The 26,827-nt window shown below is 36.8% G+C and carries 23 protein-coding genes and 4 pseudogenes; 6 read left to right on the plus strand and 21 right to left on the minus strand.

All coding sequences use genetic code 11. From position 1 onward, the window contains the following. Positions 1-690: pseudogene (locus WAZ07_RS21130) on the minus strand (CocE/NonD family hydrolase); the annotation flags it as partial. 140 nt (positions 691-830) lie between these two features. Between WAZ07_RS21130 and WAZ07_RS21135 the strand changes: the two are divergent. Then, positions 831-1,211, plus strand: a pseudogene (locus WAZ07_RS21135) (DDE-type integrase/transposase/recombinase); the annotation flags it as partial. Between the two features lie 240 nt (positions 1,212-1,451). Here WAZ07_RS21135 and WAZ07_RS21140 read toward each other — a convergent pair. The 3 genes and pseudogenes from WAZ07_RS21140 to WAZ07_RS26320 all read right to left on the minus strand — a co-directional run. Further along, positions 1,452-3,512, minus strand: coding sequence for a serine hydrolase domain-containing protein (locus tag WAZ07_RS21140; protein ID WP_336474015.1), 2,061 nt, complete (start codon positions 3,510-3,512; stop codon positions 1,452-1,454). 93 nt (positions 3,513-3,605) lie between these two features. Further along, a complete protein-coding gene (locus WAZ07_RS21145; RefSeq protein WP_336474016.1) occupies positions 3,606-4,775 on the minus strand; it encodes a serine hydrolase domain-containing protein in 1,170 nt (389 codons plus the stop codon). Positions 4,776-4,871: 96 nt separating this feature from the next. Beyond that, a pseudogene (locus WAZ07_RS26320) lies at positions 4,872-4,996 on the minus strand (ABC transporter ATP-binding protein); the annotation flags it as partial. Between the two features lie 639 nt (positions 4,997-5,635). On the opposite strand from WAZ07_RS26320, the gene WAZ07_RS21150 reads away from it, so the two are divergent. Then, the gene (locus WAZ07_RS21150) at positions 5,636-6,055 is read left to right on the plus strand and encodes a hypothetical protein (protein WP_336474017.1); all 420 of its coding nucleotides are present in this window, start codon (positions 5,636-5,638) and stop codon (positions 6,053-6,055) included. A gap of 406 nt (positions 6,056-6,461) precedes the next feature. On the opposite strand, the gene WAZ07_RS21155 is transcribed toward WAZ07_RS21150, so the two are convergent. From WAZ07_RS21155 to yqeK, 3 genes and pseudogenes are all read right to left on the minus strand, one after another. Further along, on the minus strand, positions 6,462-7,025 hold the full coding sequence (locus WAZ07_RS21155; protein WP_336474018.1) for a GNAT family N-acetyltransferase: 564 nt from the start codon (positions 7,023-7,025) through the stop codon (positions 6,462-6,464). 6 nt (positions 7,026-7,031) lie between these two features. After that, positions 7,032-7,271: pseudogene (locus tag WAZ07_RS21160) on the minus strand (aminoglycoside phosphotransferase family protein); the annotation flags it as partial. A gap of 116 nt (positions 7,272-7,387) precedes the next feature. Next, entirely contained in the window at positions 7,388-7,999 is a 612-nt protein-coding gene (yqeK, locus tag WAZ07_RS21165) for a bis(5'-nucleosyl)-tetraphosphatase (symmetrical) YqeK (RefSeq protein ID WP_336474019.1), read from the minus strand. Between the two features lie 274 nt (positions 8,000-8,273). Between yqeK and WAZ07_RS21170 the strand changes: the two genes are divergently transcribed. Both WAZ07_RS21170 and WAZ07_RS21175 read left to right on the plus strand, forming a co-directional pair. Further along, on the plus strand, positions 8,274-8,828 hold the full coding sequence (locus tag WAZ07_RS21170; protein WP_090911390.1) for an undecaprenyl-diphosphatase: 555 nt from the start codon (positions 8,274-8,276) through the stop codon (positions 8,826-8,828). A 407-nt stretch (positions 8,829-9,235) separates the two neighbouring features. After that, positions 9,236-9,742, plus strand: coding sequence for an SMI1/KNR4 family protein (locus tag WAZ07_RS21175; protein ID WP_336474020.1), 507 nt, complete (start codon positions 9,236-9,238; stop codon positions 9,740-9,742). A gap of 107 nt (positions 9,743-9,849) precedes the next feature. Here WAZ07_RS21175 and WAZ07_RS21180 read toward each other — a convergent pair whose 3' ends face one another. Beyond that, a complete protein-coding gene (locus WAZ07_RS21180; RefSeq protein WP_336474021.1) occupies positions 9,850-10,728 on the minus strand; it encodes an alpha/beta fold hydrolase in 879 nt (292 codons plus the stop codon). A gap of 149 nt (positions 10,729-10,877) precedes the next feature. Between WAZ07_RS21180 and WAZ07_RS21185 the strand changes: the two genes are divergently transcribed. After that, positions 10,878-11,588, plus strand: coding sequence for a MerR family transcriptional regulator (locus WAZ07_RS21185; RefSeq protein WP_336474022.1), 711 nt, complete (start codon positions 10,878-10,880; stop codon positions 11,586-11,588). A 652-nt stretch (positions 11,589-12,240) separates the two neighbouring features. Next, a complete protein-coding gene (locus WAZ07_RS21190) occupies positions 12,241-13,722 on the plus strand; it encodes a C69 family dipeptidase (RefSeq protein WP_336474023.1) in 1,482 nt (493 codons plus the stop codon). A 176-nt stretch (positions 13,723-13,898) separates the two neighbouring features. On the opposite strand, the gene WAZ07_RS21195 is transcribed toward WAZ07_RS21190, so the two are convergent. The 13 genes from WAZ07_RS21195 to WAZ07_RS21255 all read right to left on the minus strand — a co-directional run bounded on the left by WAZ07_RS21195 (position 13,899) and on the right by WAZ07_RS21255 (position 26,766). After that, entirely contained in the window at positions 13,899-14,396 is a 498-nt protein-coding gene (locus WAZ07_RS21195) for an 8-oxo-dGTP diphosphatase (RefSeq protein ID WP_336474024.1), read from the minus strand. A 60-nt stretch (positions 14,397-14,456) separates the two neighbouring features. Beyond that, positions 14,457-15,245, minus strand: a complete 789-nt coding sequence (locus WAZ07_RS21200) for a class I SAM-dependent DNA methyltransferase (RefSeq protein WP_336474025.1) — start codon at positions 15,243-15,245, stop codon at positions 14,457-14,459. Further along, entirely contained in the window at positions 15,229-15,906 is a 678-nt protein-coding gene (locus WAZ07_RS21205) for a nucleoside deaminase (protein ID WP_336474026.1), read from the minus strand. The genes WAZ07_RS21200 and WAZ07_RS21205 overlap by 17 nt, the downstream gene beginning before the upstream one ends. Before the next feature lie 28 nt (positions 15,907-15,934). After that, a complete protein-coding gene (locus WAZ07_RS21210) occupies positions 15,935-16,726 on the minus strand; it encodes a phosphotransferase family protein (protein ID WP_336474027.1) in 792 nt (263 codons plus the stop codon). A gap of 155 nt (positions 16,727-16,881) precedes the next feature. Continuing rightward, on the minus strand, positions 16,882-17,598 hold the full coding sequence (locus WAZ07_RS21215) for a histidine phosphatase family protein (protein WP_336474028.1): 717 nt from the start codon (positions 17,596-17,598) through the stop codon (positions 16,882-16,884). Between the two features lie 622 nt (positions 17,599-18,220). Continuing rightward, positions 18,221-18,403 (minus strand): small acid-soluble spore protein H, encoded by a 183-nt coding sequence (locus WAZ07_RS21220; protein WP_336474094.1) that lies wholly within the window; start codon positions 18,401-18,403, stop codon positions 18,221-18,223. A 143-nt stretch (positions 18,404-18,546) separates the two neighbouring features. After that, positions 18,547-20,490 carry an AMP-binding protein gene (locus WAZ07_RS21225; protein WP_336474029.1) on the minus strand — a complete coding sequence of 648 codons (1,944 nt, stop codon included), beginning with the start codon at positions 20,488-20,490 and terminating at the stop codon, positions 18,547-18,549. Positions 20,491-20,754: 264 nt separating this feature from the next. After that, positions 20,755-22,296: an acyl-CoA carboxylase subunit beta gene (locus WAZ07_RS21230; RefSeq protein ID WP_336474030.1), complete on the minus strand. Its 1,542-nt coding sequence runs from the start codon at positions 22,294-22,296 to the stop codon at positions 20,755-20,757. Positions 22,297-22,298: 2 nt separating this feature from the next. Next, positions 22,299-23,087, minus strand: coding sequence for an enoyl-CoA hydratase (locus tag WAZ07_RS21235; RefSeq protein ID WP_336474031.1), 789 nt, complete (start codon positions 23,085-23,087; stop codon positions 22,299-22,301). Between the two features lie 4 nt (positions 23,088-23,091). After that, complete coding sequence (locus WAZ07_RS21240) at positions 23,092-24,003, minus strand: hydroxymethylglutaryl-CoA lyase (protein ID WP_336474032.1); 912 nt, start codon at positions 24,001-24,003, stop codon at positions 23,092-23,094. A gap of 21 nt (positions 24,004-24,024) precedes the next feature. Beyond that, positions 24,025-24,240: an acetyl-CoA carboxylase biotin carboxyl carrier protein subunit gene (locus WAZ07_RS21245; RefSeq protein ID WP_090911426.1), complete on the minus strand. Its 216-nt coding sequence runs from the start codon at positions 24,238-24,240 to the stop codon at positions 24,025-24,027. A 28-nt stretch (positions 24,241-24,268) separates the two neighbouring features. After that, positions 24,269-25,606, minus strand: a complete 1,338-nt coding sequence (locus WAZ07_RS21250) for an acetyl-CoA carboxylase biotin carboxylase subunit (RefSeq protein ID WP_336474033.1) — start codon at positions 25,604-25,606, stop codon at positions 24,269-24,271. A gap of 14 nt (positions 25,607-25,620) precedes the next feature. Beyond that, positions 25,621-26,766 (minus strand): acyl-CoA dehydrogenase, encoded by a 1,146-nt coding sequence (locus WAZ07_RS21255; protein ID WP_336474034.1) that lies wholly within the window; start codon positions 26,764-26,766, stop codon positions 25,621-25,623. Positions 26,767-26,827 lie beyond the last annotated feature (61 nt).

Raw genomic sequence — 26,827 nt, forward strand, 5'->3', positions numbered from 1 at the left:
GGTGCCATTATATGACACTCCTGTCATCCCAACATTCCCTGTAGACCAATCCGCCTGTATTTCATCACCATATTCATTGAATGCTTTTGCTCTTCCATTCACCCAATCAATAACAGATTTTGTACCGATAATTTCTTGTTGGTCACCAGTGGTTGGACATCCACCTGAATTCCCAGTGCCGATACTTTCGCCTAAAATAACGGCATATCCACGAGGAACATAATAATTTCCATATGAACCGAGGTTAGCTGGTTCTGCATAAGGTTTACCTTCCGTAGAATATAATTCTTCATCTACATTATAAGCTGGTACATTATTTATCCCTAAACGATAAGGACTCATTTCATAAATAACAGGAACTTTCACACCCGGTTCTGTTTTAGGTCACATTACCTTTATCGAAACAAGATCCTTTTTCCAATCTAGGTCACTATCAATCTCAGTTTCTACATATAATTTTTCTACAATTGCTTCATCAATTGAATAAATAGGCTTGGTCATTCCATTTTCCAACTCAATCTTTGTTGATTGAGCTAACGTTTCTGGCACTTTACCATTTAACGGTAGCGAGGAAAATTTTATCGAACTCTCTTCGCTTTTTTCTGCATGTACTGTAATACTAGAGATACTTGATGTAAGTGTTAATGAAAACATTGCTGAAAGTACAATTACAAACTGTTTTTTCTTCAAACTCCTTCCCCCTTTATATTTTTCTATCACTCCTTTCACTATACAACTAAATAACAGAAAATTCAGTCTATATAAAAGAAAAAACTTGAGAAACTTGTAAGATTTAGTTCTGGTGCAAAAACTTCAAAATATCTGGAAGGATTGATTTTCACTTAAGTAAAACTAGAGACCACAAGGTTGCAAAGCGCTTTTTTAAAAAGGCTTTGCGGTCTTTTCATATTTCGAAGCCCTGTGTGATCACAGTAGACAAGAATCCAGCCTATTCTATGGACATTGCTTAGTTAAAGAAAGAGAAAAAGATGCCTGTAGGCATCCAAATAAGACAGATAAAATATCTAAATAACATTGTAGAACAAGATCATCGTTTTATTAAGAAACGTGTTCGCTCTATGTTGGGGTTCAAATCATTTAAAACAGCAATCTCTATATTGAGTGGTGTTGAAGCTATGCATATGATGAAAAAAAGACAACTTCACCGGCAGGTGAAGTTCATACATAAGTTGTTTGGAATTACATCATAATTTGTAATTAAACAGACTGCGTAGGCTCTATGTCTCTATTAAATGATTTTTGCACCAAAACCATCGGTAGCGAAGACAAGGCGGATTCCTAATCTCATAAGGAATTCGCCTTTTTCTTTTTCTATAACTCTATTCATTTTTTATACATTCCTATTCTGTCCTGGGTTTCAGAGTTCCCGTTTGTTATTGAATTGGTCAAAAAACCGCATACAATCTTGTATACTCTTAACGTTATTATAGCTAGTTCAACGTAACTGTAAATTCCGAGTTTGGCGCGCCAGTAAATACAACCGTTCCATTCTTCGGCAGTTTTACCTTGTTATTATTGCTAACAACGGTAAAATTGATGCATACTCCCTTTTCATCATACACCGCGAACGAACTCTTCGATGGCAACTCCACGGTCATCGTTTTCCCTGCTGCCACTTGCGGGATCGTAAACCATTTTGCATGCCCGTTTGCTGACAGTGTAACCTTCGATGATTGGCTTGTGTCAAGGGGTTTTACGTTTGATTCACTTACGTATAAGGAGTTGGCCATCTCCATATATTCATTACCATCCTCTGTATAAAAACGAGCTTCCTTCGTATCACGCCCATCCATCACAGGAATCTGGAGTTGATGTGTCGCCGTATTCGGACCTATAATTTTTTTGCCATCCCAATAGCCTTCCTTGGTAATAATTTGTGTAGTAAGAGGTATTATTTGTACAAGATAGTTCATAGAACTAAATTTCTCGTTAATGAGATAGAACTTGCCGCCCTCCCGCTTTTCCCATGCAGCAGCGGTTCTCTTCGATAGTACATTGTCTTCTAGTTTCTCGGCTAAATAGTGCGTCAGCACATCTTGCCCTAATCCTGGCTTCGAATTATATGTGCTCTCCCTCAAATATGTTCTTCCATTCTTCTCGGTAACGAAATTGAGCTTGGAAGTACCGTTCTCATTAATAAAGCTTCCATCCGCAGTATATACATATTTTTCTTTACGATTAGATGGTAAGAATAGTTCTCCCTTCTTTGTAATTTCTATTTTGAAATGACTGTAGCTATTGCCATAAAAGCCCGCTTGTTTCGCCACGTTTGGAGGCATCTGAGCCTTGACTGGCTTACCAAAAGATTTGTTCGGCTTTATATCCTTAATTGTTCCCTTCTCTTTAAGCGCGGCGAGCAGTAAATTAGTTGCCAGCATTTGATTTGTAATGCTGCTACCGCCGGATGACAACACAGCCGCTGCCATCTTCTGTTCCGGAAGCACAACCAATGTAGCATGTTGCAGTACTGTGTCACCGCCCTTAGACAAGGCCTTTATTCCATATCTATTGAATGGATATAGTTTCACACTATCCCACCCTAGACCATAGTTGAAACTATTATCTCCATCCCCTGGCCACATTCCTTTTTTATATTCAGCCTGCTCCATCGTCTTGATTGCCTTATCAGAGAGAATCCCTTTTCCCTGTCCCATAAATAATTGTGAGAATCGCACCGTATCTTCTGCCGTTGAAGAGATCCCTCCCGAACCAATCACATTCATCGATTCAATGGGAAGCTGCCCTTGGTATGCTGGAAAATAAAGTCCAGCACGCTTTTCGTCCTCCCATTTGTCCTGTGGCGTTTTTGTATGATTTAATTTTAATGGCTCTGTAAACCTTTGATGTAAAAATTCAGTAAAGCTCATACCACTTACTTTTTCTACCAAAATCTCAGCTAGCGTAAAGCCGTCGTTACAGTATACCGAGAACGCGCCAGGGTCCGCTTTTAAGTTTTGGGTAGATAATTGCCGCAACAAGTTATCATGGGCATAGGTATCATTATCTTTAAATAACAATGCTTTATTGAGCGTGGTACCTTGCAAACCGGAGGAATGGTTCAACAGCATACGCGGTGTAATGCGCTTGTACCGCTCATCTTTCATCTTGAAATCAGGAACATAGTGGACAACAGGGACATCCAAATCGACTTTTCCTTCGTCGACCAATTTCATGATAGCCGCAGCTGTATATACTTTACTGGTTGAACCAATCCCATATAGAGTATCTTTAGTCAGCGGTTGTTTCCCTTCCATATCGTTTTTGCCTGTCTGACCCGACAAAATAATCTTGCCATTATCTATTAACGCATACTGCACGCTAGTCGTCTCATAGGATTTCGTAAGTAGTGTAGCTTTCTCTGCCGCAATCTTCTCCAGTTCTGTGCTAGTTACAACCGGAGTCTTATTACTAGAAGACGCTATCGCCCCTGTAGGTAGAGTCATCATTAGAACCAATGTAGCGGTTAACATCCTAGATAGTTTATTTTTCATAAGAGAGGTTCCTCCTTAGATAAATAATCGATTTCATCCCTTATTGTTTAACTATGAAAATATGATAAAATTTTATCCGTTCTTCCTTCTGGCCTACTTGCTAAATTCAGCAAGTAAAATATTTTTAAAAAGATCAGAACTATTAACTTTACCCATGCTGTTCAAACTGATGGCCAACGTATGCTTACCTCCGTGTGTACCTCCAGCAAAAGTATCAAATCCCGGTATGCCACCTGTATGTCCCCATATTAGGACACTGTTTGGAAGTTTAGTTTTATAGATTCCAAGACCATATCCATCGATTCCTTCTATTCCTGTAGGAACTGTAGTAAGCATTTGTTTGAGTTGCTGTTCTTTCAGTAATTTTCCACCGAGCAAGTAAGAGAAGAATTTATTTAAGTCGTCAGCAGTAGAAATCATCTCTCCAGCCGATTGACCCATACTTGGGTTATAATACGTAACATCTTTTAACTCACTTACTCCATCTAGTTTGATATATCCACGGGCATGATTGGTACCTGGAATAACGCTTGAATTGCCAGGTAGGAATGTATTTGACAATTCAAGTGGTTCAATAATCCGATTTTCGATTTCTTCCGCATAGCTGTTTCCCATTACCTTTTCAATAAGGATACCCAGTAATACGTATCCTGTGTTTGAATAAGACCAGCCCTTTCCTGGCGGGAAATCTGGGGGCAGAGAAATCCCCATGTTCACTAGTTCTTCAGCCGTATACGATTTTTTTGTATCCATAAGATTAAAGTCTTTTGACCTTGCGTATTCAGCGATACCACTTGTATGATTCAATATCTGCCGGATAGTAATCTGGTTACCATCATATCTGTTTCCTTGAATGACACCAGGCAACCATTTTTCAATGGAATCGTCTAGATTTAAGCGATTCTCTCCAGCTAATTGAAGTAGAATTGTTGCGGTGAACGTCTTCGTCACGCTGCCAATGCGAAAGCGAAAATCTGTTTTCATTGGTTTCTTGGTTCTCAAATCCGCTATCCCAACGGCATAACTCCACGTTTTTCCACTATCAGAAATTTTAGCGAGTATTCCCGGGTATCCAAGATGCAATGTATCCCGCATTGCTTGCTTGACGGCATTACGATCTCGTTGAGTGCTTGCTTGTAACGAACTAGATACATTTTGAGTAGGCTCTGCTTTTACAATTGAGGTTGGCGTTGTGAATAACAGGGAACTTCCAGCTATTAAAAGGGCCAGACTTGCAAATGTAATTTGACTACGTGTTTTCATAAGGCGTTCCTCTCTTCTATTCATATTGTATAGGTGGTTGCTTGTCGTTTCATACTAACCACACAGCTATCATCTCTACCAATGACAAAATATCATCATTAAGTTTGTAATCAGCTTCATAATGATTATTTTTACAAACACCATTCCGTCCTAACAACGGTAAATCCCTCTTTTTTCACATGTATGTTAACCACAGAAATTACTTCTTTTCCTTGAAACACTCTTGTTAACTGGTTTGTTTTTCATATATACGTCATATCTGTTTCGCCTTTCACGCCTCGTTATATTTTCATCATACACAATAAAACTTTCTTTTTTCTTACCCATTCCTTACAAATTCCTTACGTTCAAAATAGCTTCTACAATAGGGTATAAGGAGGATCTGTGCCGGAAAGAAAATATTTTTCAATAAATATATTAATCAAAAAGAAACACAGAGGTTTTCGCCTCTATGTTTCTTTTTTTCGTCCTTTAAATATTAAAGATTCGGTTTCAAAGTAACTACCCGTAGAAAAAGAAAATGTTCATTTAGGGGGTATATTAAAACCTTAACTTGATAGCGATGGGATACCGCCAGCAAATTGAAAAAACCCCACGCTAAGATTATGTCGAATCAAAAACGATATCTTTAAAAAAGGGAATTTGCAAGGAAAATAGGCCTCTTTGTATAAAGTGAAACTTCCATCAGTAGAGAGTTTTTTCATCTCCCACTGATGGTTAGTTGAACCAATCGGGGTCTTACTGTCCGTTAATGCGGGATAAATAAAATTTATTTTACGAAAGATAAAAAATATATGTGGAATATGTATTCAAGAAGGCTATGAAATCATAATTAAACATCAAGAACTGGAGGGTATTAATTGAAACTTTCAAAGCATTTATTATTTCTTCTCTTAACAACAATTGTATTTTCTAATCCCACCTGTTTCTCTAAAGCATTCGCCAGTGAACTTGAAAGTGTTACAATAAACAAAGTTACTACTTTCCCCTACAGTATTAAAAACGGTTGGATATCCCTCCCTAAAACAGATGGAACTCTAACTGTTAGTATTACAGCTAAAAATGCCAAAAGGATTAAATTTTATTTAATTCCGACAGGAACAGCAACTTATAATCAAAGAAAGTTAATTGGGATTTCTGAGAGTAAGAATGGTAAATTTTCATTTAAGTGGAACTTTAAAGAGGATCAAAATATTTTTCATCATTTCGCAGTGGAAGCAATAAATTCAAAAAATCAAGTAGCTACTACAGGTGTATTATTTAGTGTTACTAATGAATAAAAGGAGGGATTTCCCTCCTTTTATTCATCCGCTTTCTTTGTGAAAATAGGAGGTATTGTGCTTAATAAATCAGGTGGTTCTCCCTCATTTGCAGTGTTTTCCATGTATCAACCATGGATAAGCCTCGAAAATTATTATCCAAAATTCCTTGTCCCTCTTTATTCGCACAATTTAATTGGTCAAAATTATAATCACTAGTAAATTCCCTGTTAATAGACCCTTTCTAGTGTCCTCTAAAAATGTTAATATTTTTTCGCGCTTAAATTGCTCGCTTATACATGCTCAATCAATTGTTGTTACCTTGTACACTCAAAAATTGGACCTCTAGAAAAAATGAATACTCCCATCTAAAATGATATAAATCCAGATTAATGGTGATGTAGCACTACCTCAAAATACACCCTACTCATTTACTAAATATTATTGGCATATCATCAATACATCTTTTCCAAATCATATGATCATACCCATTACCCCAATAATCCTTCATTAAATAATCAGGTTCTCCAAATTTCCCCTTCCATACCTTCTGTGCATTTGTATATCCGCTATCTAAACAAAATTCTTGAATTCCTCTGCTTAATAAGGTAAGAAACATCGTATTTAAAAGTAATTTTCCTATACCACGCCTTTGATAATCTGGATGTACAAACACAGTTCCTATCTCAGGTAAATCTTTTAATACTTTATTTGTGCAGCTGTTAATAAGTTCACTAGCTGGGCCATATTCAATTGTACCGATAACTTTGTTGCAATTTGTATCTGTAGCTATCAAAAAATATCGATTTTTTCCATTGCTATCAAAGTCACATTTCAAATATTCTTTCTTACTTTCAATTTCATTTTCTATATCATCCAGTAGTTCCGATAAACCTTCTCTAGCAAACGTATCTTTAATAGTTGTACTAAAAAATTGATTTAGCTCTTCAATGTCTTTCATTCGCGGTCTTCTTATCTCAACATTGCACATCGAAAGTCACTCCTCAGTTCTCCAAAGTTTTTTCATCGTTTGTCCTATAATAGTCGTTGCTTTTTCTTCATTTTCCATATGCGCAAGTGACATACCGGATTTTATATATTCTAATAATAAAAAGCCATAGTCAGGACCTGAATCAAGGAGTGTCACTACCCCTTCTCCTTGAAAATAACGAAGCGCTTCTATTTCGTTGTCCAATCCCTCATATGGTACACCGAGTTTTAACACAACTTCTTGTCCATTTTTCTTTCGAGCTCTTGAATCGTACTTGGCAGATTTTCAATCCATTGCTGCCCTCGTTCTCCGTGAACATCTTGTATGGTCGTTTTGAAAGATGAAGGTATGTGTAACATCGTTTACTCAACTTCTAGTTTCACTTTTAGATCAAAATAAGCATCCTCCAACCATGGATGAATAACTTTTAAATTCTCTCTTCGCTCCCATAAGTATGAAATGTATGCAAAACAAGCGTGTTCTAATGATTGCTCTAACGCTTCTTTTATTTCTACAATATATGGGGGTGTCCCGTTTTGATCCCATTCAATCTTATCTGCAACAAATAACACCATATCTATAGGTGTCGCATTTTTCCTTAATGTTGTATGACAGCTAATTGCATCTAATATTCCCTCATTGTTCACTTTAAAAATATCTTCTGCAATTCTTCTTGATATTTTCTGATGAATAATCATCGGAAATATTCTTTCTTCTTGTAACACTTCAATTTGCATTTTTTCTGCTACTTGAATACGTTCATCATTTGGGATAATGGCACTAATATCATGGAGATAACCAGCAATCGCTGCTTCTTCTTCATCTAATCCAAATCTCTTGGCAATTCTTTTTGCTTCATTCGCGACCCTAACAGAGTGCTCATATGTGTGAGGTTTATTATATTGTTCTAGCATATGTTGAATATCTAGCTCCCAATCTCCTGTTAAAGAAATAGAGTGTATTATTTGGTTCATTCTATAATCCCCCTTAAAAATGCTTATAATTACTTAGTTTTTATTCTAGAAATATAAAAAAATCCCTTCTCATTACGGTACGTGAAATTTTTAAATAAAAATTATATAAAGCCATATACACACTAGCAAATGTATTTTTCTTTTTATTTGCTACAAAAAATAGAACTCCTATGTCATTTATTTTTACAATCCGTCCTTTAAACAATAATCAGTAATTGATATTATGTAAAAATAGAGAAATGCTTTATCAAATGTTAGGATGTGTTTTTATTCAATGGTTTTACAGTCTATCGATTATGAAATCTTTCAGTGGATCAACTCGTATGTTTATAAATACCCTTTTCTAGATAAAATGATGATTTTTTTCGCCGAGTATGCCCAGTACATTTTAATTGTTGCATTACTCGTTTTATGGATTACAAATAAAGAAAATAGAGTGACAGTATTTCAAGCTTTATTCGCATGCTCCTTAGCATTTACTATAAATAGAGTAATTGAACTGTTTTTCTATCGTGATCGACCATTCGTCTCGCATCATATTAAACAATTAGTTGATCACACTGCAAATTCTTCTTTCCCGAGTGATCATGCTACAGCTGCTTTCGTAATTACTGTAACAATTTGGCTATGTAGTAGAGGAAATACATTTATGTGGATTATTTTTGGAATGGGTATTGCTTTTTCAAGAATTTGGGTTGGTGTACATTATCCTCTAGATGTATTGGCAGGGATAATCCTTGGAGTATGTACTGCACTACTTGTCCACTATCGAATTATGAAAATGAATCTTATAAACAAAATAACGAGTTATTCCTTATTTCAAAAATAGAAGCTGTTAGATTTTCTTTAGTAGTTCCGATAATGTGGTGAAAAAGCTAAATAATAGTTTATTAAATGATATATAATCTAGCGATAAAAATAATGAATTTGCTATATAAGGGGATGTCCCATGAGTCAGTGTAACTGACCTATGGCGCATCCCCTTTTTATTATGTAAAATGTTAAGACCGCTCTTAGAATAAGAAACAGTCTAGCATACCAAATTTTAAGGTGATAACGAACTAGTTACTTACTGGTTCGTTGCATACAACCAACATCTCATGCAACATTTCGTAATAATAGATTATGTAAAACTTACCAGAATAAGATATATGTTCATAATAATTAAAACTAAAGGTTTTATCTAAAAATAATGTAATATATAAAATATCATATTATAACAAAGGGTGAATACATATGAGTCTACAAGTTTTTGATGCAGCTAAATATATGATAGAAAATAGTCTTACATCGGGTAAAATTGCTACTGTAGAAGAAATAGAAGAATTACAGTCTAAGTTAATGAATTTGTTACCAGAATGGTTAACAGATCTAATGCGAACAACTCCTCTTTGTGCCAGTAAAATAATTTGGCAAGAATTTTTACCTTCTGAAGATGATGATGGAATATCTTTAATGTTACTTTTAGATAAAGATGAAATGATAATGGAAACTATTGAAGCTATACCTGGGTATGCTGTATTTGAAAAAGGTTATATTTCTATTGGCTCCTGTCTTATGCATACCGGAAATCCTTATTTTATTTGTATTCATGAAGGAGAAGATCCGCCAGTATATAGATTAGTTCATGATTATGGGGAAGAAACAGACGAAATTATAGAAAATCGAGAATTAGTTGCTGATAAGTTTTCTAATTTATTGTTAGCCTCCAAGGTTGTAGAAAAAGATCCATATAAAGATTAAATTTTTCTTTTAGAAGTGCAGCTAATGCCCATCAAGCTAAGATTTTGAAGTACTCCCTTGTCGTTTTGGAGAACAATGAATTTCTTAACTTGATAGGCATGTGCGCGTTACCCCCTATTAGAATTTTTGACCAACCAAGGTTTTATTAATGACAGAACCGTTACAGGTTGCATAGCTTTGGTATGATTCATGCCGTCTCCTTCCAGTATTTCTACATCCCATCCTAAGTGTTCTAGCACTTGTTTATTTTTTTGTATTGTACCGACAATATCAACTGTTACACTTCCAAAGTTTTCTCCATAAGTAATAATGTCTTTTTCACCAGTAAACACTAGCCTTGGAATAGCTAGTTTGTATTGAATTTCTCGATCATCAAATTCCTTTAAATTCTCATATAACGTTACAAACTGTTTGGTTTGATTCGTGTTAATTTTCACCTTTATGTTATCCCACTCAATCTTTTCTGGACTTTTAGTCTTATCTTGCTCATTAAAGACAGGAGAAGTTTGATTATTCAATGCCTGTTCGTATGTCCTGTTAGTTACAATTAACATTTCCTTGTATGGCCCATCTATTGGCGGAAAACCACCCATTATTAAGCTTTCTAATCTATTTGTCCTAATTGCTAATTGTAGTCCAACTAAAGCTAACCAAGAATATCCATAATAAGTAAATTCCTTAACATTCATCTCGTCAGCAATTAATAATAGATCTTTTACTATATTTTCAGATGTTAAATTCTTCGGATTCGGATGTTTCAAGCGATGTCCTTCATAATCAAAATATAAAACCTGAAACTTATCTTGCAATCCCTCGACAAAGTGTTTTCCAAATTCAGGGTCTACTCCCCACACCTTTAAGTTTTCAGCTTCTTCGCCAAAAACAGATTCTTTAGCTACTGGCAGCATGATTGTTTTAAAATTTGGATTACCAACTAAGCCAACTTTTAATTCTGATTGATCCATAAGTTTTATGAATTTCTCCATTTGCATCACTCCTAAATTGTTTATACTTATATCATATAACATTCATGCAATCTTTCGGATTTGCGCTATTTTTTCTTGATATATTAGAAATTCATTAAAAATATGTTATTGTAGCACTTGAAGGTTTTACTTTAAATAAGGAGTTGAAAATGGAGAGATATACCCCTAAACAAATTGCAAATTCCTTAAATGTTAGTACCACAACCTTGAGAAGATACGAAGAACAAAATCTCATTCCTGATGTACTAAGAACGAAAAATAATCATCGATTCTATACATCTATACACTTTCAAGCATTTACTACCATTAGGACTTTATTAAAAGGGTATGAGATACCCATTGTCTATGAAGTCATGAGAATGACTAAAAACAAAAGCTTTGAACAAGCTCTTTGGTTAGTAAATGAACAACAATTTCATATACAGCTGGAGAAACAAAGGGTGGAAGAAGTACTGACAATGATTCAAAATGCTAATTTTACGAAATATAAAAATAGAAAATTAAGAGAATACATGAGTATTGGAGAGGCTGCAGAAATAGCAGGCGTAAATGCTTCAGCTATTCGCTATTGGGAATATGAAGGGTTAGTCCATTCGGAAAGAAATAAAGAAAACGGCTATAGAATGTTTACAATAACAGAACTACGTAAGATACTGGTCATCAGCAGTTTGAGAAAAACCGTTTATTATATTGAAAATATGAAGAAGCTTTTAAATGAATTAAACACACCAAACTATAATAAAATCGAATGTTCCTTTCAGCTAGCTTTGGAAAATCTAAATGATCAACTATTGCTTCAATTTAAAGGAATCGCGGAGCTAATGAAATATATAAACTTTTACCAACAAATGAACACTTAAAAAAGAGGTAAGCATCGGCTTACCCCTTTCCCCTTTTCCATTACTAATCAAAACTTATAGAATGATAACAGAGAACCTTCCTCAACAATCTGGTCTTTTAATGAAATAGTGTAACTAGAATTTTCAAACATTTTTATTGTAAATGTAACGATTTTATTTGTAATTAAACAACTTTATTTGCAAATAACAGAAATATTCTTAGCTGGACAAAATTCACATCATTTTATGCTGGAGGTACCTCTTTAAGTGCACGCCAAGATTCAACTTTGATGGACCTAGTTGTTGCCTTGAAATAAAGTTTGATTAAATTACTACTAATAACCATGATATAGCGACAAATATAAAGAGCATGTTTTGAAAAAAGATTGATCAAAACATGCTCTTATTTAAGATAATCAATTCGCTTCTTGATAAAAAAGTTTAAACCAGATCGAAGGAAAATCAGGATAGATGCCTGGTAACTCTTCGGTCTTTTTTATGAAGGAAACAGGAAAAAAGCGAGGGATGTAATAGGATAATCCATTCCTCTGAATAAATGATTTTGGACTAACTTTTTTCTATATGAACAATATGTGAAAGCGCTCACAAAATCATTATATTATGTTAGAATAATGATGAAATAAATCCAGAAATGTTAAAGGAGGAAGGCAAAATGAAGTTACATGGTATCAAAAAAGCAGGTGTAGCAGCAGCCATTACTACCTTAATAGTTGGAGGATTTGCTATTCCCGCAAGCGCTTGCACATCGGTTTTTGCAGGAAAAAAAGCAACCGTAGATGATTCGGTCATGGTTGCACGAAATGAGGACGTATCTAGTGCATGGTCGAAACATGTCAAGGTATTCCCTCGTAAAACACATAAATCAGGGGAAAAACTAAAATTTAAAACTGGACTAACAGTAGATCAACCAAAGGTATCCTATAAGTATATTGCAATACCAGACTGGGATCCTTCAAAAGGGCCTTTTGAAGAAGCAGGGATAAATGAATACGGAGTAGCGATTTCTGCTACAAATAGTGCTTATGCAAATAAAAAAGCAGAGGCATCTGACCCATTTGTGAAAAAAGGTGTTAGCGAATCGGTTATTCCAACCTTGATTTTACCACGTGTTAAAACAGCCCGTGAAGGTGCTGAATTACTAGGACAGTACATTGAAAAGTGTGGTTCTGCTGAAGCAAATGGCGTTGCGATCGCAGATAAGAATGAAATTTGGTACTTTGAGGTTGGAACAGGACATCAATGGGTAGCAGAAAGAGTACCTGATGATGCTTATTTAATTGTTGCAAATGGACTAAGAATCGATAATGTGAATCTTTCCGACACGAAAAACTTCATGGGCTCTAAAACATTAATTTCTCATGCAGTTGAAAAAGGCTTAATAACAAACAATGATAAAGATCATAATCAAAAATTTGATTTTGCTGGAACTTACGGTGATGTTGGTCAAAAATACAATACACGTAGAGAATGGTGGGGACAAAAGACATTTACTCCATCTATAAACCAAGGTGCTGAATTAACACGTTATCCATTATTTATGATTCCGGATCAGAAAATTACGCCAAAACAAGTGATGAAATTCTTGGGCTCTCATTATGAAGGTACTCCATATGATCCTTCTACAAGTACAGGTAAAGATGAGCGTGCTGTTGGTGTAGATCGTACAGTTGAATCCCATGTTATTCAACTAAGATCTAATATGCCTGCTGATATTGCCAATGTTATGTGGCTTAGCCTAGCAAACCCGGAATATAGTGTTTATTTACCATTCTATCAAGGAACATATGACACACCAACTGCTTTTAAACTTGGTAATGACAAATATGATGATCAATCAGCTTACTGGGCTTTCCGTGCACCAGCTGCTTTAGCTGCAACAAACCCAGACACACTTGGAGTAGGATTGAAAAACTATTGGGGTAAATACGAAGATCAGTTATTTGCAAAACAAAGTTCGGTTGAAAAAAAGGCTACAGAGCTTTATAAGGAAGACAAACAAAAAGCAATTAAATATTTAAATAAATATAGTAATGACACGGCTACAGATGCATTTACAAAAGCAAAACAATTAAGAAATGAATTAATTACGGATATTTCAAAAAAATCAAAAGACGTCTTCAACCCGGATCTATAATCTATAAGAAATGAAGAAACTTTTGGGTCAGTCCTCACAGCTTTTAAGCTGCGGGGCTGACCCCTTTTTTGATTGATCCATTCAGGCAATTATATAATAAGTTGATTTCCAATATTCACAAATAGGCTATCCCCCATCTTAGAGAGACGCTTAAAATGGGGAGTTTTCATTAAGAATTACACTTCATGCAGTAGCGATTGTTTATAATGTTTTTCCACCCTATTTAAAACAACATCACGCTCTTTGTCCCATACGGAATGCCACTCAAATGTTCCCGGTTCAAAGAATAGCGGAAACCTTTTTCTAAACCAATCTTGCATCGGTAAATGTAACGCATCTTTTCTATCTACCCATACTAATTCTCCTTCAGGCGGCTTTTCAAGTAGCTTTCCTTCAAAAGATGTTGCCAAATAATTAAACACCATATATCGCAACTTCGTGTTTGGCTCACAAAACTCGGTAATTCCTTTAAAGATGATGTCTTTTACGATTAAACCTGTTTCTTCATGTACTTCTCGGATCGCTCCATCTACAATACTTTCTGGAAAGTCGACTTTTCCGCCAGGAGCAATGTATCCTGGAAAACCTAAACGATCTGGTCGATTTATAAGTAAAACTTTATCTCCATCTTGCACCATACACATCGTTAACATTTTGCATTCAAAATGACTCATCAAACATTTCCTCCCTTATGTAGATTCATTGCTGAAAAATGTATTTTAAGAAATCCCTTATTATTTTTTTCTTGCTAAATACAACGCAACAAACTGTGGTTTTTCAATTTCCCCACCATGTTTTTCAATTACGCTATGAATACTATAAAACAATTTTTCTTTTACCTCTTGTGAAAGCAAACGATGGGCAGATTGAGTATGTAATAACGCAATATAATCATCACTTGTATATATATCAGTCCATTGATAGGTTTTTACAACTAAATTTTGAAACAAATTATGCCGTATTGTAAGATTTGTTCGTTCTTCAATTAGCTCTTCTGGCGTTGGTAACTTGTTAGGATGTAAATGCGGTGCATACTTTTCATAGCAATCTTCAATCTCTCGAAAAACATCTGTATCAGGTTGTATGTGATATGTCCAAAAGAAAGCCATTGTTCCATGTTCGCGCAGCAAATTTGCTACTTTCAGATAGCCAATTTCAGGATTAATAAAATGAAACGCTGTTGCTGAGACAGCAAGTGCGTATAATCCGTCCTGCTGATTCCAATTTTCAAAATCTCCTTGATACACATGTATACCATTCTCATTTTGGAATTTAGAAGCTGTAAATTGAGCTAATCGTTCTCCTAGCTCAATACAATCAATCTGCTTATATCCTAACTGGGCGAGTCCTTCCGTTGCTTTACCCGTACCACAACCAATTTCCAGAATTCGATCTTCCTTCTCGATATTTGCATACGTAAACAAATCTTGAAAAAGTTCCTTTGGATATGTAGGTCTTATTTTCTCGTATTCTTCGGCAATATCATCAAAAGTATATTTTCTTTCTTCAAAATTTACATCCACTCGTTTCTTCCACCTCTTTCTTAAAAACTTCTACTTCACTTATAATTTCATCCAAAATAATTGAAATATCTTTCTTTTCTTGTTTCGCTTGTACTAGTTTATTTGACTCATACCATTTTCGACCTATCGCAATTCCAATCGGACAATCTTGCTCCCACGTTTGTAGTAATCGGTCTACAGCATGTCCTCTCCGCAATACAAAATCTGTTTTCAGGACAAATTGTACGATTTCAAGTTCTTTGTACGGACCTAAAACCTTCATATTTTTCCCTTGTAAATAAGCATTTCCATCTTTCAAATTGGTTGCTCCGACCACCTTGTCTCTTGCTGCATAATGAATATTTCTAATCCCAGACATAACAATAGCACCAAAACATAAAGGGCACGGTTCCATCGTAGAATACAATTCATATTCCTTTCGCATAGCGTTCGTTTCTAAATTATTTATTTTTAATATTGCATTAACCTCTGCGTGAGCAATTTTGTTATTACATATTTCATTTGGCACCGCTTCCGTCTCGTACACTGTATTTCTACCTTTTGAAATGATATTCCCACTTTCATCTACAATAACGGCACCAATTGGAAATGAATTGTTACAATACGATAACCATGCTTGATTAAAACATTCTTTCCATGGTTCAGATAATGTTTGCCACATATCAGATTATGCCCTCCCTTTATAAGTTTTAGAGAAAAGATATGACTTGCTTATACAAATCGTGTTTCTCACCTTCAGGTATGCCTTCTATTAATCTTGCTGCCATAATCGGTAAAAACCATAATTCTATGTCTTTCCACGTACCTTTTGATAAAGTTAAATACTCGTTTACGTACTCCTCACAAAATGCATGGCGCAGCGCCATAATACCTTGTTTCACTGGTTCTGGTATACTTGCTGGTAGATGGGCATGTTCTAATATAATAACTGTACGTGCTACATCAGCAAATGGATTCCCAAAGCCTGCTGTCATCCAATCGATAACAATCGGTCCCTGCTCTGAGATTAAAATATTATCAGGATGAAAATCCATATGGCACACTGCTTGATCCGTCGGTAATGTTGCGATATAGGTTGCGATCTTTTCTTTTTGCTCAGATGTAAATCGACTACAAAAATTTACATGCGAAATTAAAGTTTCACATATATCCGAAAATGCACTAGATTTCCGGCTATGAATTTGAAAATGCAATTCAGCAAATCTTTTTGCTTCTTTCCCTACATGCAATGGGTCTTTTGCTAGTAGCTCAGTTAAAGTTACACCATCAATTTTTTCATAAATAATACCCGTTCTATTTTGATAAGATATCTTACCCCCTACTTTAGGAACTGGTAATCCAAGATTTTGAATTTCTTGACTTGCAAGAAATTCTCTTTCAATAAGTGATTCATGAATACTATCATGAAATAGTTTTACAATTTCTTTGTCGTTCCATAAATAAATCTCTGCTGTATTTCCCGCTCCGATTTTTTCTTTCATTGATTCGTCCTACTTTCATTAATTCGTTATATATCTTCTATTTATTTCCTTTTCAAAGGCTGTTTTTCCTTCTTTATTCGACAAAATTCACACAAGAAAAAAGGCGAACCCTTACCCTCTCCGCCTTTTTCTCATTCTATTACTTTATATATCCTTTATACTATTGCACTTTCTTTACCTTTTTCAACATAACTCATATCACCAACAGATTCGATTTTATACTCTCCATCTTTATAGTGAATTTTAGTTACACTTGCATTTTCTAGTCCAAGTTTTATTTTACTATTATCAATCATGTCTACTAATGCTGTGATTGCAATTCCATGAGATACGATTAAAACGTTACCTCCCCCATTTTTGGCAGTCTCTTCACTAATTTTATCAAGTTCTCTTTTTATACGGATAGAAAAGGTTTTCCAATCCTCAGCTTGCTTTGTATTGTCTGCCACTGCAATGAAATTCACAATTTCTTCAATAGATAACTTCATGAATTCCTTTGCTGATTTCACGCCAGCAACAGTTCCAATCATTTTTTGCATATTTTCATTCTTATCGCCTTCAAAAATTCCGAAATTTAATTCACGTATGTCTTTCCTTTGTACAAGTTTTAACTTTGATTGCTCACTATATTTTAATACTAAGTTAGCAGTTTCAATTGCGCGGCCACTATCACTACTGTAAGCAGCAACAAAATGAATATCTTTTAAGCCGTTTCCTAGATTTTCAGCTACTTCAACACCCGTTTCTACTAATGGCGAATCCGCCCAACCTTGCACACGCTCACTAGCATTTAACATGGTTTTCCCATGTCTAGTAATATATAACGTAACTGTATTATCTAGTGTGTTACTACTCTGTTCTATCTTATTCATTACTTTCTCCCCTTTTAGAATATAGCCTATCTGTTTAAATTTCTGGATTTCATAGACCAATAAATTGAAATTCAACTTAATCCTCAATTGCTTAAGGCCTTTTATAATCAGTGCTAACTTGTATTCTTTTACAATTATATCATCCATAGAGTTAGATTTTCCATTCTGTACGCTAACGTGATACAAGCGTTATCATCCTGAGATTTTCTATTGAATTCACGTAGTTATGTTCTTACAACAATAAAAAGAGCGAAACCCTATCTTATCAATACAGGATTTCGCTCTTTTTTATAAAGTGAAACTTCCGTCAGTCAGGGTTTTCTTCATCCCCCACTGACGGAAAGCCCGCCCAATCGGGCTTTTACGGGCAGTTATCCCCCGCCTATCTTCTTTAGAAAAGCGGAAGCGGCTCGCCCAGAATCGCAGGACGTTGGAGCCCGCGACAGAGAGGCGCTTTTTGCCTCGTCCGAGGGGGCGAAACGACCGGAGATTCTAGCCCCTAGAGCTGGACAATGTTTCTCTCTGAATCTTGAGATGGGGGTCTTACTGCCCAAAAATAGCGGGATAAACAATCAGAACTTATTCTAAAGCTACGGCTATTAAAACTTTTCATATAACTTTGTTATGAATGCTCTATTAAGCTGGATACAGAAACCTCTTGTTCATTATTCGGTTCACTGAGCGGATAAATTCTTGCTATTTCGTTCGTTTCATCTACATTTTGAATGTAAATTTGAACCCCGTTGTAGGTTACATTAGCCATAACTGGTGAAGCGGCAATCTCTTGTGCACGTTGTTTATTCATCATTATAACCTCCTTTTTCGTCTAACAATTATAATATTGACTTCCATTCTCTCAAATATTCTTGTTATTTCATATTAAGTAAAGTACTCATAACCACAAACTAAAAAGCAAACTTCCTATATGAAGGAGTTTGCTTTTAAAAATCACCGTTGTTTCTGAGACTGTATCCCTTGAATATATGCCACAACCTCAGGATTCACAAGTGAAGATAAATCTCCAAGTTCTTTTCCTAAATACGCAGCTTTTATAACGCGGCGCATCACTTTTGAGTTACGTGTTTTCGGCAGATCTTCGACAACATGAATATCTTTCGGGCACAATGCTTTCCCAATATGAGAGTTTACTAGACTTAATAACTCTTTTTTCAGTTCTGGTGTAAACACAGTACCCTCACGTAACACAACAAAACAATGACATACTTCGCCTTTCACTTCATCTGGAACTCCAATTGCCCCAGCTTCGATGACATCATGGTGTTTTACAAGAATGGATTCATACTCCGCAGGTCCAATGCGTTTTCCAGCAATATTTAACGTATCATCAGAACGACCTGTGATAATATATTGTTCTCCATCATATAACACCCAGTCACCATGCACCCATTTGTTTTCAAAACGAGACCAGTATGTATTTACATACCGATCGTCTTCTTCCCAGAAGCTCTTCGTCATACCGACCCATGGCTTTTCTAGACATAATTCTCCGACCTCATTTTGAACTGGTACACCGTTTTCATCTAATACAACAGCGGCCATTCCTGGTAGCGATGCATTAAAACTAATTGGCGCGATTGGTTTAATGAGGACATTTCCAAAAATACCACCAGAAATTTCAGTACCACCAGAGTAGTTACAAATTGGGACCCTTCCTTTGCAAACTGTTTCAAAGAGCCACATCCATGGATCTGGATTCCATGGCTCACCTGTTGAACCGATTACTTCCAAACTATGTAAGGAATGCTTCTCCACCCATGAATCGCCTTTTGCCATTAATGAACGAATTAACGTTGGTGAAATACCAAGGTGCGTTACTTCATAACGATCAACCATTTCCCATAAACGATCTGGTTCTGGATAATCAGGAACACCTTCATATATAACCATTGTCGCACCGTTAAGAAGAGAACCAAATAGTAAAAACGGTCCCATCATCCAGCCCATATCAGTAATCCATAACACACGGTCGCCTTGTTTGACATTCATACCAAAACCAGCATCAAATGCTGCTTTTAACGGAAATCCTGCGTGCGTATGCACCGTTCCTTTCGGCTTACCTGTTGTACCAGATGTATAAATAAGCATAAGCGGGTCGTCGCTTTTCATTTCTTCTGCGTGTGTAAATGGTTTGTCTTTTTCAAGAACACTCCATGAAATATCATAATCCTGCGGTGTAAACTCATTCCCCGCATGACGAACAATTACGACTTTTTCAACACTTGGACAATGCTCACATGCTTTATCTACTTCTTCTTTTAAAGAAACTGTTTTACCGCGGCGAGCAAATCCATCTGCGGTAATAATCATTTTAGAGCCTGCTGCTTGTACACGCGTCATCACTGCATCTGAAGCAAATCCTGAGAAAATAGGAGAAATGATTGCGCCAATTTTCATAACAGCTAACATGGCAACTACTGTTTCTGGAATCATTGGCATGTAAATGGTTACACGATCACCTTTTTCGATTCCTAAATGCTTTAAACCGTTTGCAACGCGGCTTACCCAATTGTCTAGTTCCTCATATGTAAATGATTTTGATGTACCGTTTTCACCTTCCCAAATAAGCGCCTGCTTTGTTTTCGTATCATCTTCTGCAATCCAACGAGATAGTGCAGATTCTACAACATTGCAAGTTCCATCCACATACCACTTAGCAAATGGCATACCGTTTGCTAAGTCTAACACTTCTGTATATGGTCGCATCCATTGATAACCTACAGCACGCTCTGCTGCTTCCCAAAACCACGCTGGATCTTCAATAGACTTTTCATAAAATGTTTCATAATCATCATAACCAAGCGATTGCATCCATTGATATAAGCGTGTGTTTGCTTTATATTCCTCGGCCGGAAACCAAACTGCTTGCTTCACGATTTGTCCCTCCTTCTGTTTTGAAAAGGAAAGCCCTTTAACAGGGCGCTCTCACTCATATATAAATCTATTTTGATGTTTCAACATATAAGTCACTGCTATGCAGAATAAAAGTGACCTGCACTTGTTTTCTCTCTTTGTTTTCGCACCGCACGTGGCAGGAAAAGGCCCTGACCGCTCCTATACATAGCCAGTCCCCCCCAGACCATTTAAAAAAATGCTTTTCCGTCTTTTTTATTGAGTGACTGAGTAGTTACTTCATTTTTATACTGGATAAACTGGATGTTTACGATCTGTAAACACTTGATATTTACTCATATACATATCAAAACGTTGCTTTAATTCAGTGCGTAATTGGTTTGGGTGAACAATACCATCAATAACCATTTCTGATGCAAGACGATAAATATCAATATCTTGCTTATACTCTTCACGTTTTTGCGCGATAAAGCCCTGGCGCTCTTCTTCTGGTAGCGCTGCAATTTTGTTTGCATACACTGCGTTTACCGCTGCTTCTGGTCCCATTACCGCAATTGAAGCCGTTGGAAGAGCAAGGCAGCAATCAGGTTCAAACGCAGGGCCTGCCATCGCATATAAACCAGCTCCGTATGCTTTTCGTACAACGATAGAAATTTTTGGCACAGTTGCTTCGCTCATAGCGGAAATCATTTTCGCACCGTGACGAATAATACCAGCTCGCTCTACCTTCGTACCAATCATAAAGCCTGGTACATCAGCTAAGAATAAAAGCGGAATGTGGTAAGCATCGCATAGTGTAATAAATTTCGCTGCTTTATCAGCAGAGTCATGGAATAATACGCCGCCTTTCATACGAGGCTGATTCGCAATAATTCCAATTGGCATGCCATTCATACGTGCAAATCCAGTAATAAGTTCTTGTGCAAATAACTTTTTCACTTCAAAGAAAGAGTCTTCATCAATTACACGTTTAATTAAATCGTGCATATTAAAAGGTGCATTTTGGTTTTCTGGGATAATTTGTTCTAATGTTTTTTCAAATTCTTTCGGTTCTTGAGGTTCTGTCATTGGAGCTTTTTCTAAATAGTTGCTTGGAAAGTAAGAAATATATTGACGTGCTTTTGAAATTGCATCTTCCTCTGTTTTGCAAAGGACATCTCCGCAGCCAGATACAGAGCAGTGCATACGTGCTCCGCCCATTTCTTCTAATGTCACTTTTTCACCGATGACCATTTCAGCCATACGAGGCGAACCAAGATACATAGATGCATTTCCTTCGACCATCATTACAACGTCGCAGAAAGCAGGAATGTATGCACCGCCTGCAGCAGATGGACCAAATAGTAAACAAATTTGCGGCACCTTTCCTGATAATTTCACTTGGTTATAAAAAATGCGCCCTGCCCCGCGTCTGCCTGGAAACATTTCAACTTGATCTGTAATACGTGCGCCAGCGGAATCGACAAGATAAAAAAGTGGTACACGTAATTTTTCAGCTGTTTCTTGAATACGTAAAATTTTTTCTACTGTACGAGACCCCCATGATCCTGCTTTTACAGTAGAATCATTTGCCATTACACAAACAGTGCGTCCATTTACTTTACCAGTTGCAGTAACAACTCCATCCGCAGGCAATCCTTCTTGTTCACAGTTTGCAAATAATGCATCTTCTACGTACTCACCGTTATCAAACAAAAGCGCAAGACGCTCACGAACAAATAGTTTCCCTTTTGCTGTATTTTGCTCATGATATTTCGGTGCACCGCCTTGCTTTATCGTTTCTACACGCTCTTCTAATGTACGAGATTGTTGTTTTTGATCTAGCATATTCATTCCCCCTTATAAATCGGCTTCCGTTTTTCGCGAAATGCTTGTAATCCTTCTAAGCGGTCTTTCGTATGAATAACACCTTCGTACGCTTGCTTTTCCATTTGTAAACCTGTCTGCAAGTCTACTTGCATCCCATTTGTAATTGCTTCTTTCGCACGGCGAACTGCAATTGGACCGTTCGCTGCAATTTGCTTGGCAATTTCAATTGCTTTTTCTTCTAATTCTTCAGCAGAAGTAACATATTCAACAAGTCCGTATTCCTTTGCTTCTACAGCCGAAATACGTCTTGCTGTATAAATTAATTCTTTTGCGCGTCCCATTCCAATTAAACGCGGGAGACGCTGCGTCCCGCCAGCTCCTGGAATAATTGCAAGCGAAGTTTCTGTTAAACCAAGACTTGCTGTTTCCGAAGCGATTCGAATATCACAAGCAAGACTTAATTCTGTACCGCCGCCAAGCGCAATTCCATTGATAACTGCAAGAACAGGTTGTGATAATTCTTCTACCATATCCATAGTAGAGCGAATCATTCCAACTGCATCACGCACTTGTTCTTCGTTCATATTGGCACGTTCTTTTAAATCTGCCCCTGCACAAAATGCTTTTCCCCCTGCCCCTGTAATCATTACGACACGGACATCATTTTCTTCGTTAATACGACTTAGTGTTTCTTGTAGTTCTTCTAAAAGAGCAAGTGATAAAGCATTTGCTTGCCCTTCACGATTTAATGTCACTTTCACGATATGAGGTGTTACGTAATCAACTGAAATATTTTGCAGCTGTAACATGGGATCACCTACTCACTGTTTTATGTTGCAAAGCGCGGTACACATGACTCGGAATCTGCGTACCTAGCTTGCTTTGAATAAATTTTGTTGCTTGTAATAGCTTTTCTTCATTTACATTTGTTTGTACACCCAGTTTATGAAGCATGTGAACTAAATCATTTGTTGCGACGTTTCCAGATGCACCTGGTGCATACGGGCATCCACCAAGACCACCGCATGAACTATCAAAAGTTGTAACACCGCATTCCAATGACTTTACTACATTAGCAAGTGCCATGCCGTACGTGTTATGGAAATGCATCGCAAACTTAGAAGAATCATATTTTGGGAGTAAGTGCTCTAATACACGCTCTACTTGCGCTGGATTTGCCACCCCGATCGTATCCCCAAGTGATACTTCATAAATGCCATATGAAAACAATTTGTTACAAAGTTCATCAACCGTATAAACGTTTACTTCGCCCTCATATGGGCAACCAAATACAGTTGATACGTAACCACGTACCTTTTTTCCAGAAAATAATGATTGTTTCGTTATCTCTTCAATAACAGAAAGTGCTTCATCAATTGATTTATTAATATTTTTCTTATTATGAGTTTCACTAGCAGATAAAAAGACGTTCACCTCATCTACATCTTGCAACAGCGCCCGTTCCAAACCATTTTGATTTGGAACGAGAGCTGCATATGTAACGTGCGGTTTCCGCTCAAGCGCAGCAAACACATTTTGTGCATCGGCTAAAGCAGGAATCCATTTAGGGTGAACGAAAGATGAAACTTCAATATAGGAAAGACCTGCGTCTGCCAGCATATGAATCCATTTCACTTTATCTTTTGTACCAACAATTTTCTTTTCATTTTGCAAACCATCACGCGGCCCGACTTCTTTAATAGAAGCAAAAGAAGGTAATTTCAATCGATTGCACCTCGTTTCTCACTATTCGATTTCTACTAATACATCTCCCTCATTAACAAAATCGCCTTCCTGCACAAGAATTTTCATAACGGTGCCAGCTTCTTCTACAGCGATTGGAATTTCCATTTTCATAGATTCTAAAATGACGACATCTTGATCTTCCTCTACTGTATCTCCTACACCCACTACAATTTTCCAAACGTTTCCTGCCATCGATGCATATACTTTTGTCATCATTTATTTCCCCCTTTAAATTTCGTAACCTTTATTTTTTCACAAGCTGCTTCGTTACAAAGCTTGTTGTGTAAATACCACTCTGGAATACTTCATCTTCTAAGACTTGCAGAAGCATCGGCGTATTTGTTTTAATACCCTCTACTTTTAGTTCTTCTAATGCTGTTTGTAGCTTTTGGATTGCTTCTCCTCGCGTTTCCCCATGTGCAATTACTTTTGCAATCATCGGATCATAAAACGGAGTAATTGCTACACCATCTTCTAAGAAATGATCAATGCGCACTGATGTTGGAAGAGACAGAGATGTAATTTTCCCTGGTGACGGGAAAAACGTTTTTGGATCTTCAGCATAAATGCGTGCTTCAATGGCATGACCACTACGCTTTACTTCATCTTGTGTAAACGAAAGGGTTTCGCCTGATGCGATTCGCAATTGCTGCTCAACTAAATCAAGACCGGTAATTTCTTCTGTTACCGGATGTTCTACTTGTAATCTCGTATTCATTTCTAAGAAATAGAAATTTTTCTCATCATCAACAAGAAATTCAATCGTTCCTGCATTTGTATAACCGAGTGCTTTCGCAGCTTTTACTGCAACCTCACCCATTTCTATGCGCGCTGCTTCATCTAAAAATGGAGATGGCGCTTCTTCAATTACTTTTTGATTACGGCGCTGCACCGAACATTCACGTTCCCACAAATACACCGTATTCCCTTGTTTATCAGCAAGCACTTGAATCTCAATATGATGCGCATTTGTAATCAATCGTTCCATATACATTTCCCCGTTGCCGAAGAAATTCTTTGCACGCGTTTGATTACTTTCAAATGCTTGAGTGAGCGCTTGTTCAGTTTCTATTACTTGCATACCAATGCCCCCGCCGCCAGCGGATGCCTTTAACATAAGTGGATAACCAATTTGGCCTGCAATTTCTTTTGCTTCTTCAACAGTTGGAATGCTAGATGAAATACCAGGTACAATAGGAACTTCAGCCGCTAACATTGCTTTGCGAGACTCAATTTTGCTTCCCATCTTTGCAATCACATCTTTGGAAGGACCGATAAAGACAATTCCTTCTTCTTCACAACGCAATGCAAATGTTGTATTTTCTGACAACAATCCATAGCCTGGATGAATTGCCTCTACTTTTGTTTCTTTCGCAATTTCAATGATCTTTTCAAGATTTAAATAGCTTTCTTGAACACGCGGACCGCCGACAAGATGTGCTTCACTTGCCATTTTCACATGTAGGGCAGATTCATCAGCTTCTGAATAAATTGCCACTGTTTGAATTCCTAGTTTTTCACACGTCTTTATAATACGAACAGCAATTTCACCACGGTTAGCAATTAATATTTTTCGAAACATATTGAACCCTCCTCTTAGCGACATCCTAAATGCCTTGAAATAACGAGACGTTGAATTTCAGAAGTACCCTCACCAATTTCTAATAACTTTGCATCACGAATATGACGCTCTACTTCATACTCACGCATATATCCGTAACCACCATGAATTTGCACAGCTTGGTTAGATACACGGCTTGCTGTTTCAGATGCAAAAAGTTTTGCCATCGCAGCTTCTTTTCCGAATGGTTTATCATTGTCTTTTAACCAAGCAGCTTTATGTACCATATTGCGTGCTAATTCAATTTCTGTTGCCATATCTGCTAATTTAAATTGAATTGCTTGGAAGTTTGATAGGGAACGACCAAATTGTTTGCGCTCCTTCGCATATTGCAGTGCACGCTCAAATGCAGATTGAGCAATCCCTACTGCTAATGAAGCAATGGAAATGCGACCACCATCTAACGTATATAAAAATTGCTTAAATCCTTTATTTATATCTCCAAGAATATTTTCCTTCGGTACACGAACGTCATCTAAAACAATTTCACATGTATTAGAAGCACGAACGCCCATTTTGTCGTACGGACTAGAAATTGTTAATCCTTCGCTATTTGTCGGTACGATAAAAGCAGAAATACGTTTTTTACCGCTTTCCTCAACACCATTGATAGCGGTTACAATAATTGTATTTGCATACTCGGCATTTGTAATCCAGCACTTCTCACCGCTAATTACATATTCATCACCGTCTAATACGGCTTTCGTTTGTGTGCCGCCAGCATCAGATCCAGCATTTGGCTCCGTTAATCCAAATGCACCAAGTGTCTTACCAGATGCCATTGGAACTAAATATTTTTGTTTTTGTTCTTCTGTACCAAAATAATAAATAGGAGAAGCACCTAATGAAATTGTCGCCGCATAACTTAACCCTGTACCACCACAAGCGCGGCCAATTTCTTCAACTGCTAGTGCATACGATAACGTATCGCCGCCAGAACCACCGTATTCTTCAGGGAATGGGATTCCTAACAAACCAAGTTCGCCCATCTTTTGAAACGTTTCATATGGGAATTCTGCCGTTTTATCATAATACACAGCCTTTGGAGCGATTTCCTTTTCAGCAAAGTCGCGCACCATTTCTTTAATCATTTGTTTTTCTCTAGTAAGAGTAAATTCCATTTGTCACACCCCTTATCGAATTCGTTATTTCGACAGCGCGTGCGTATATAGTACAAACATT

It is taken from the genome of Bacillus bruguierae (assembly GCF_037104725.1).
In the GTDB taxonomy this organism is placed as follows: domain Bacteria; phylum Bacillota; class Bacilli; order Bacillales; family Bacillaceae_G; genus Bacillus_A; species Bacillus_A bruguierae.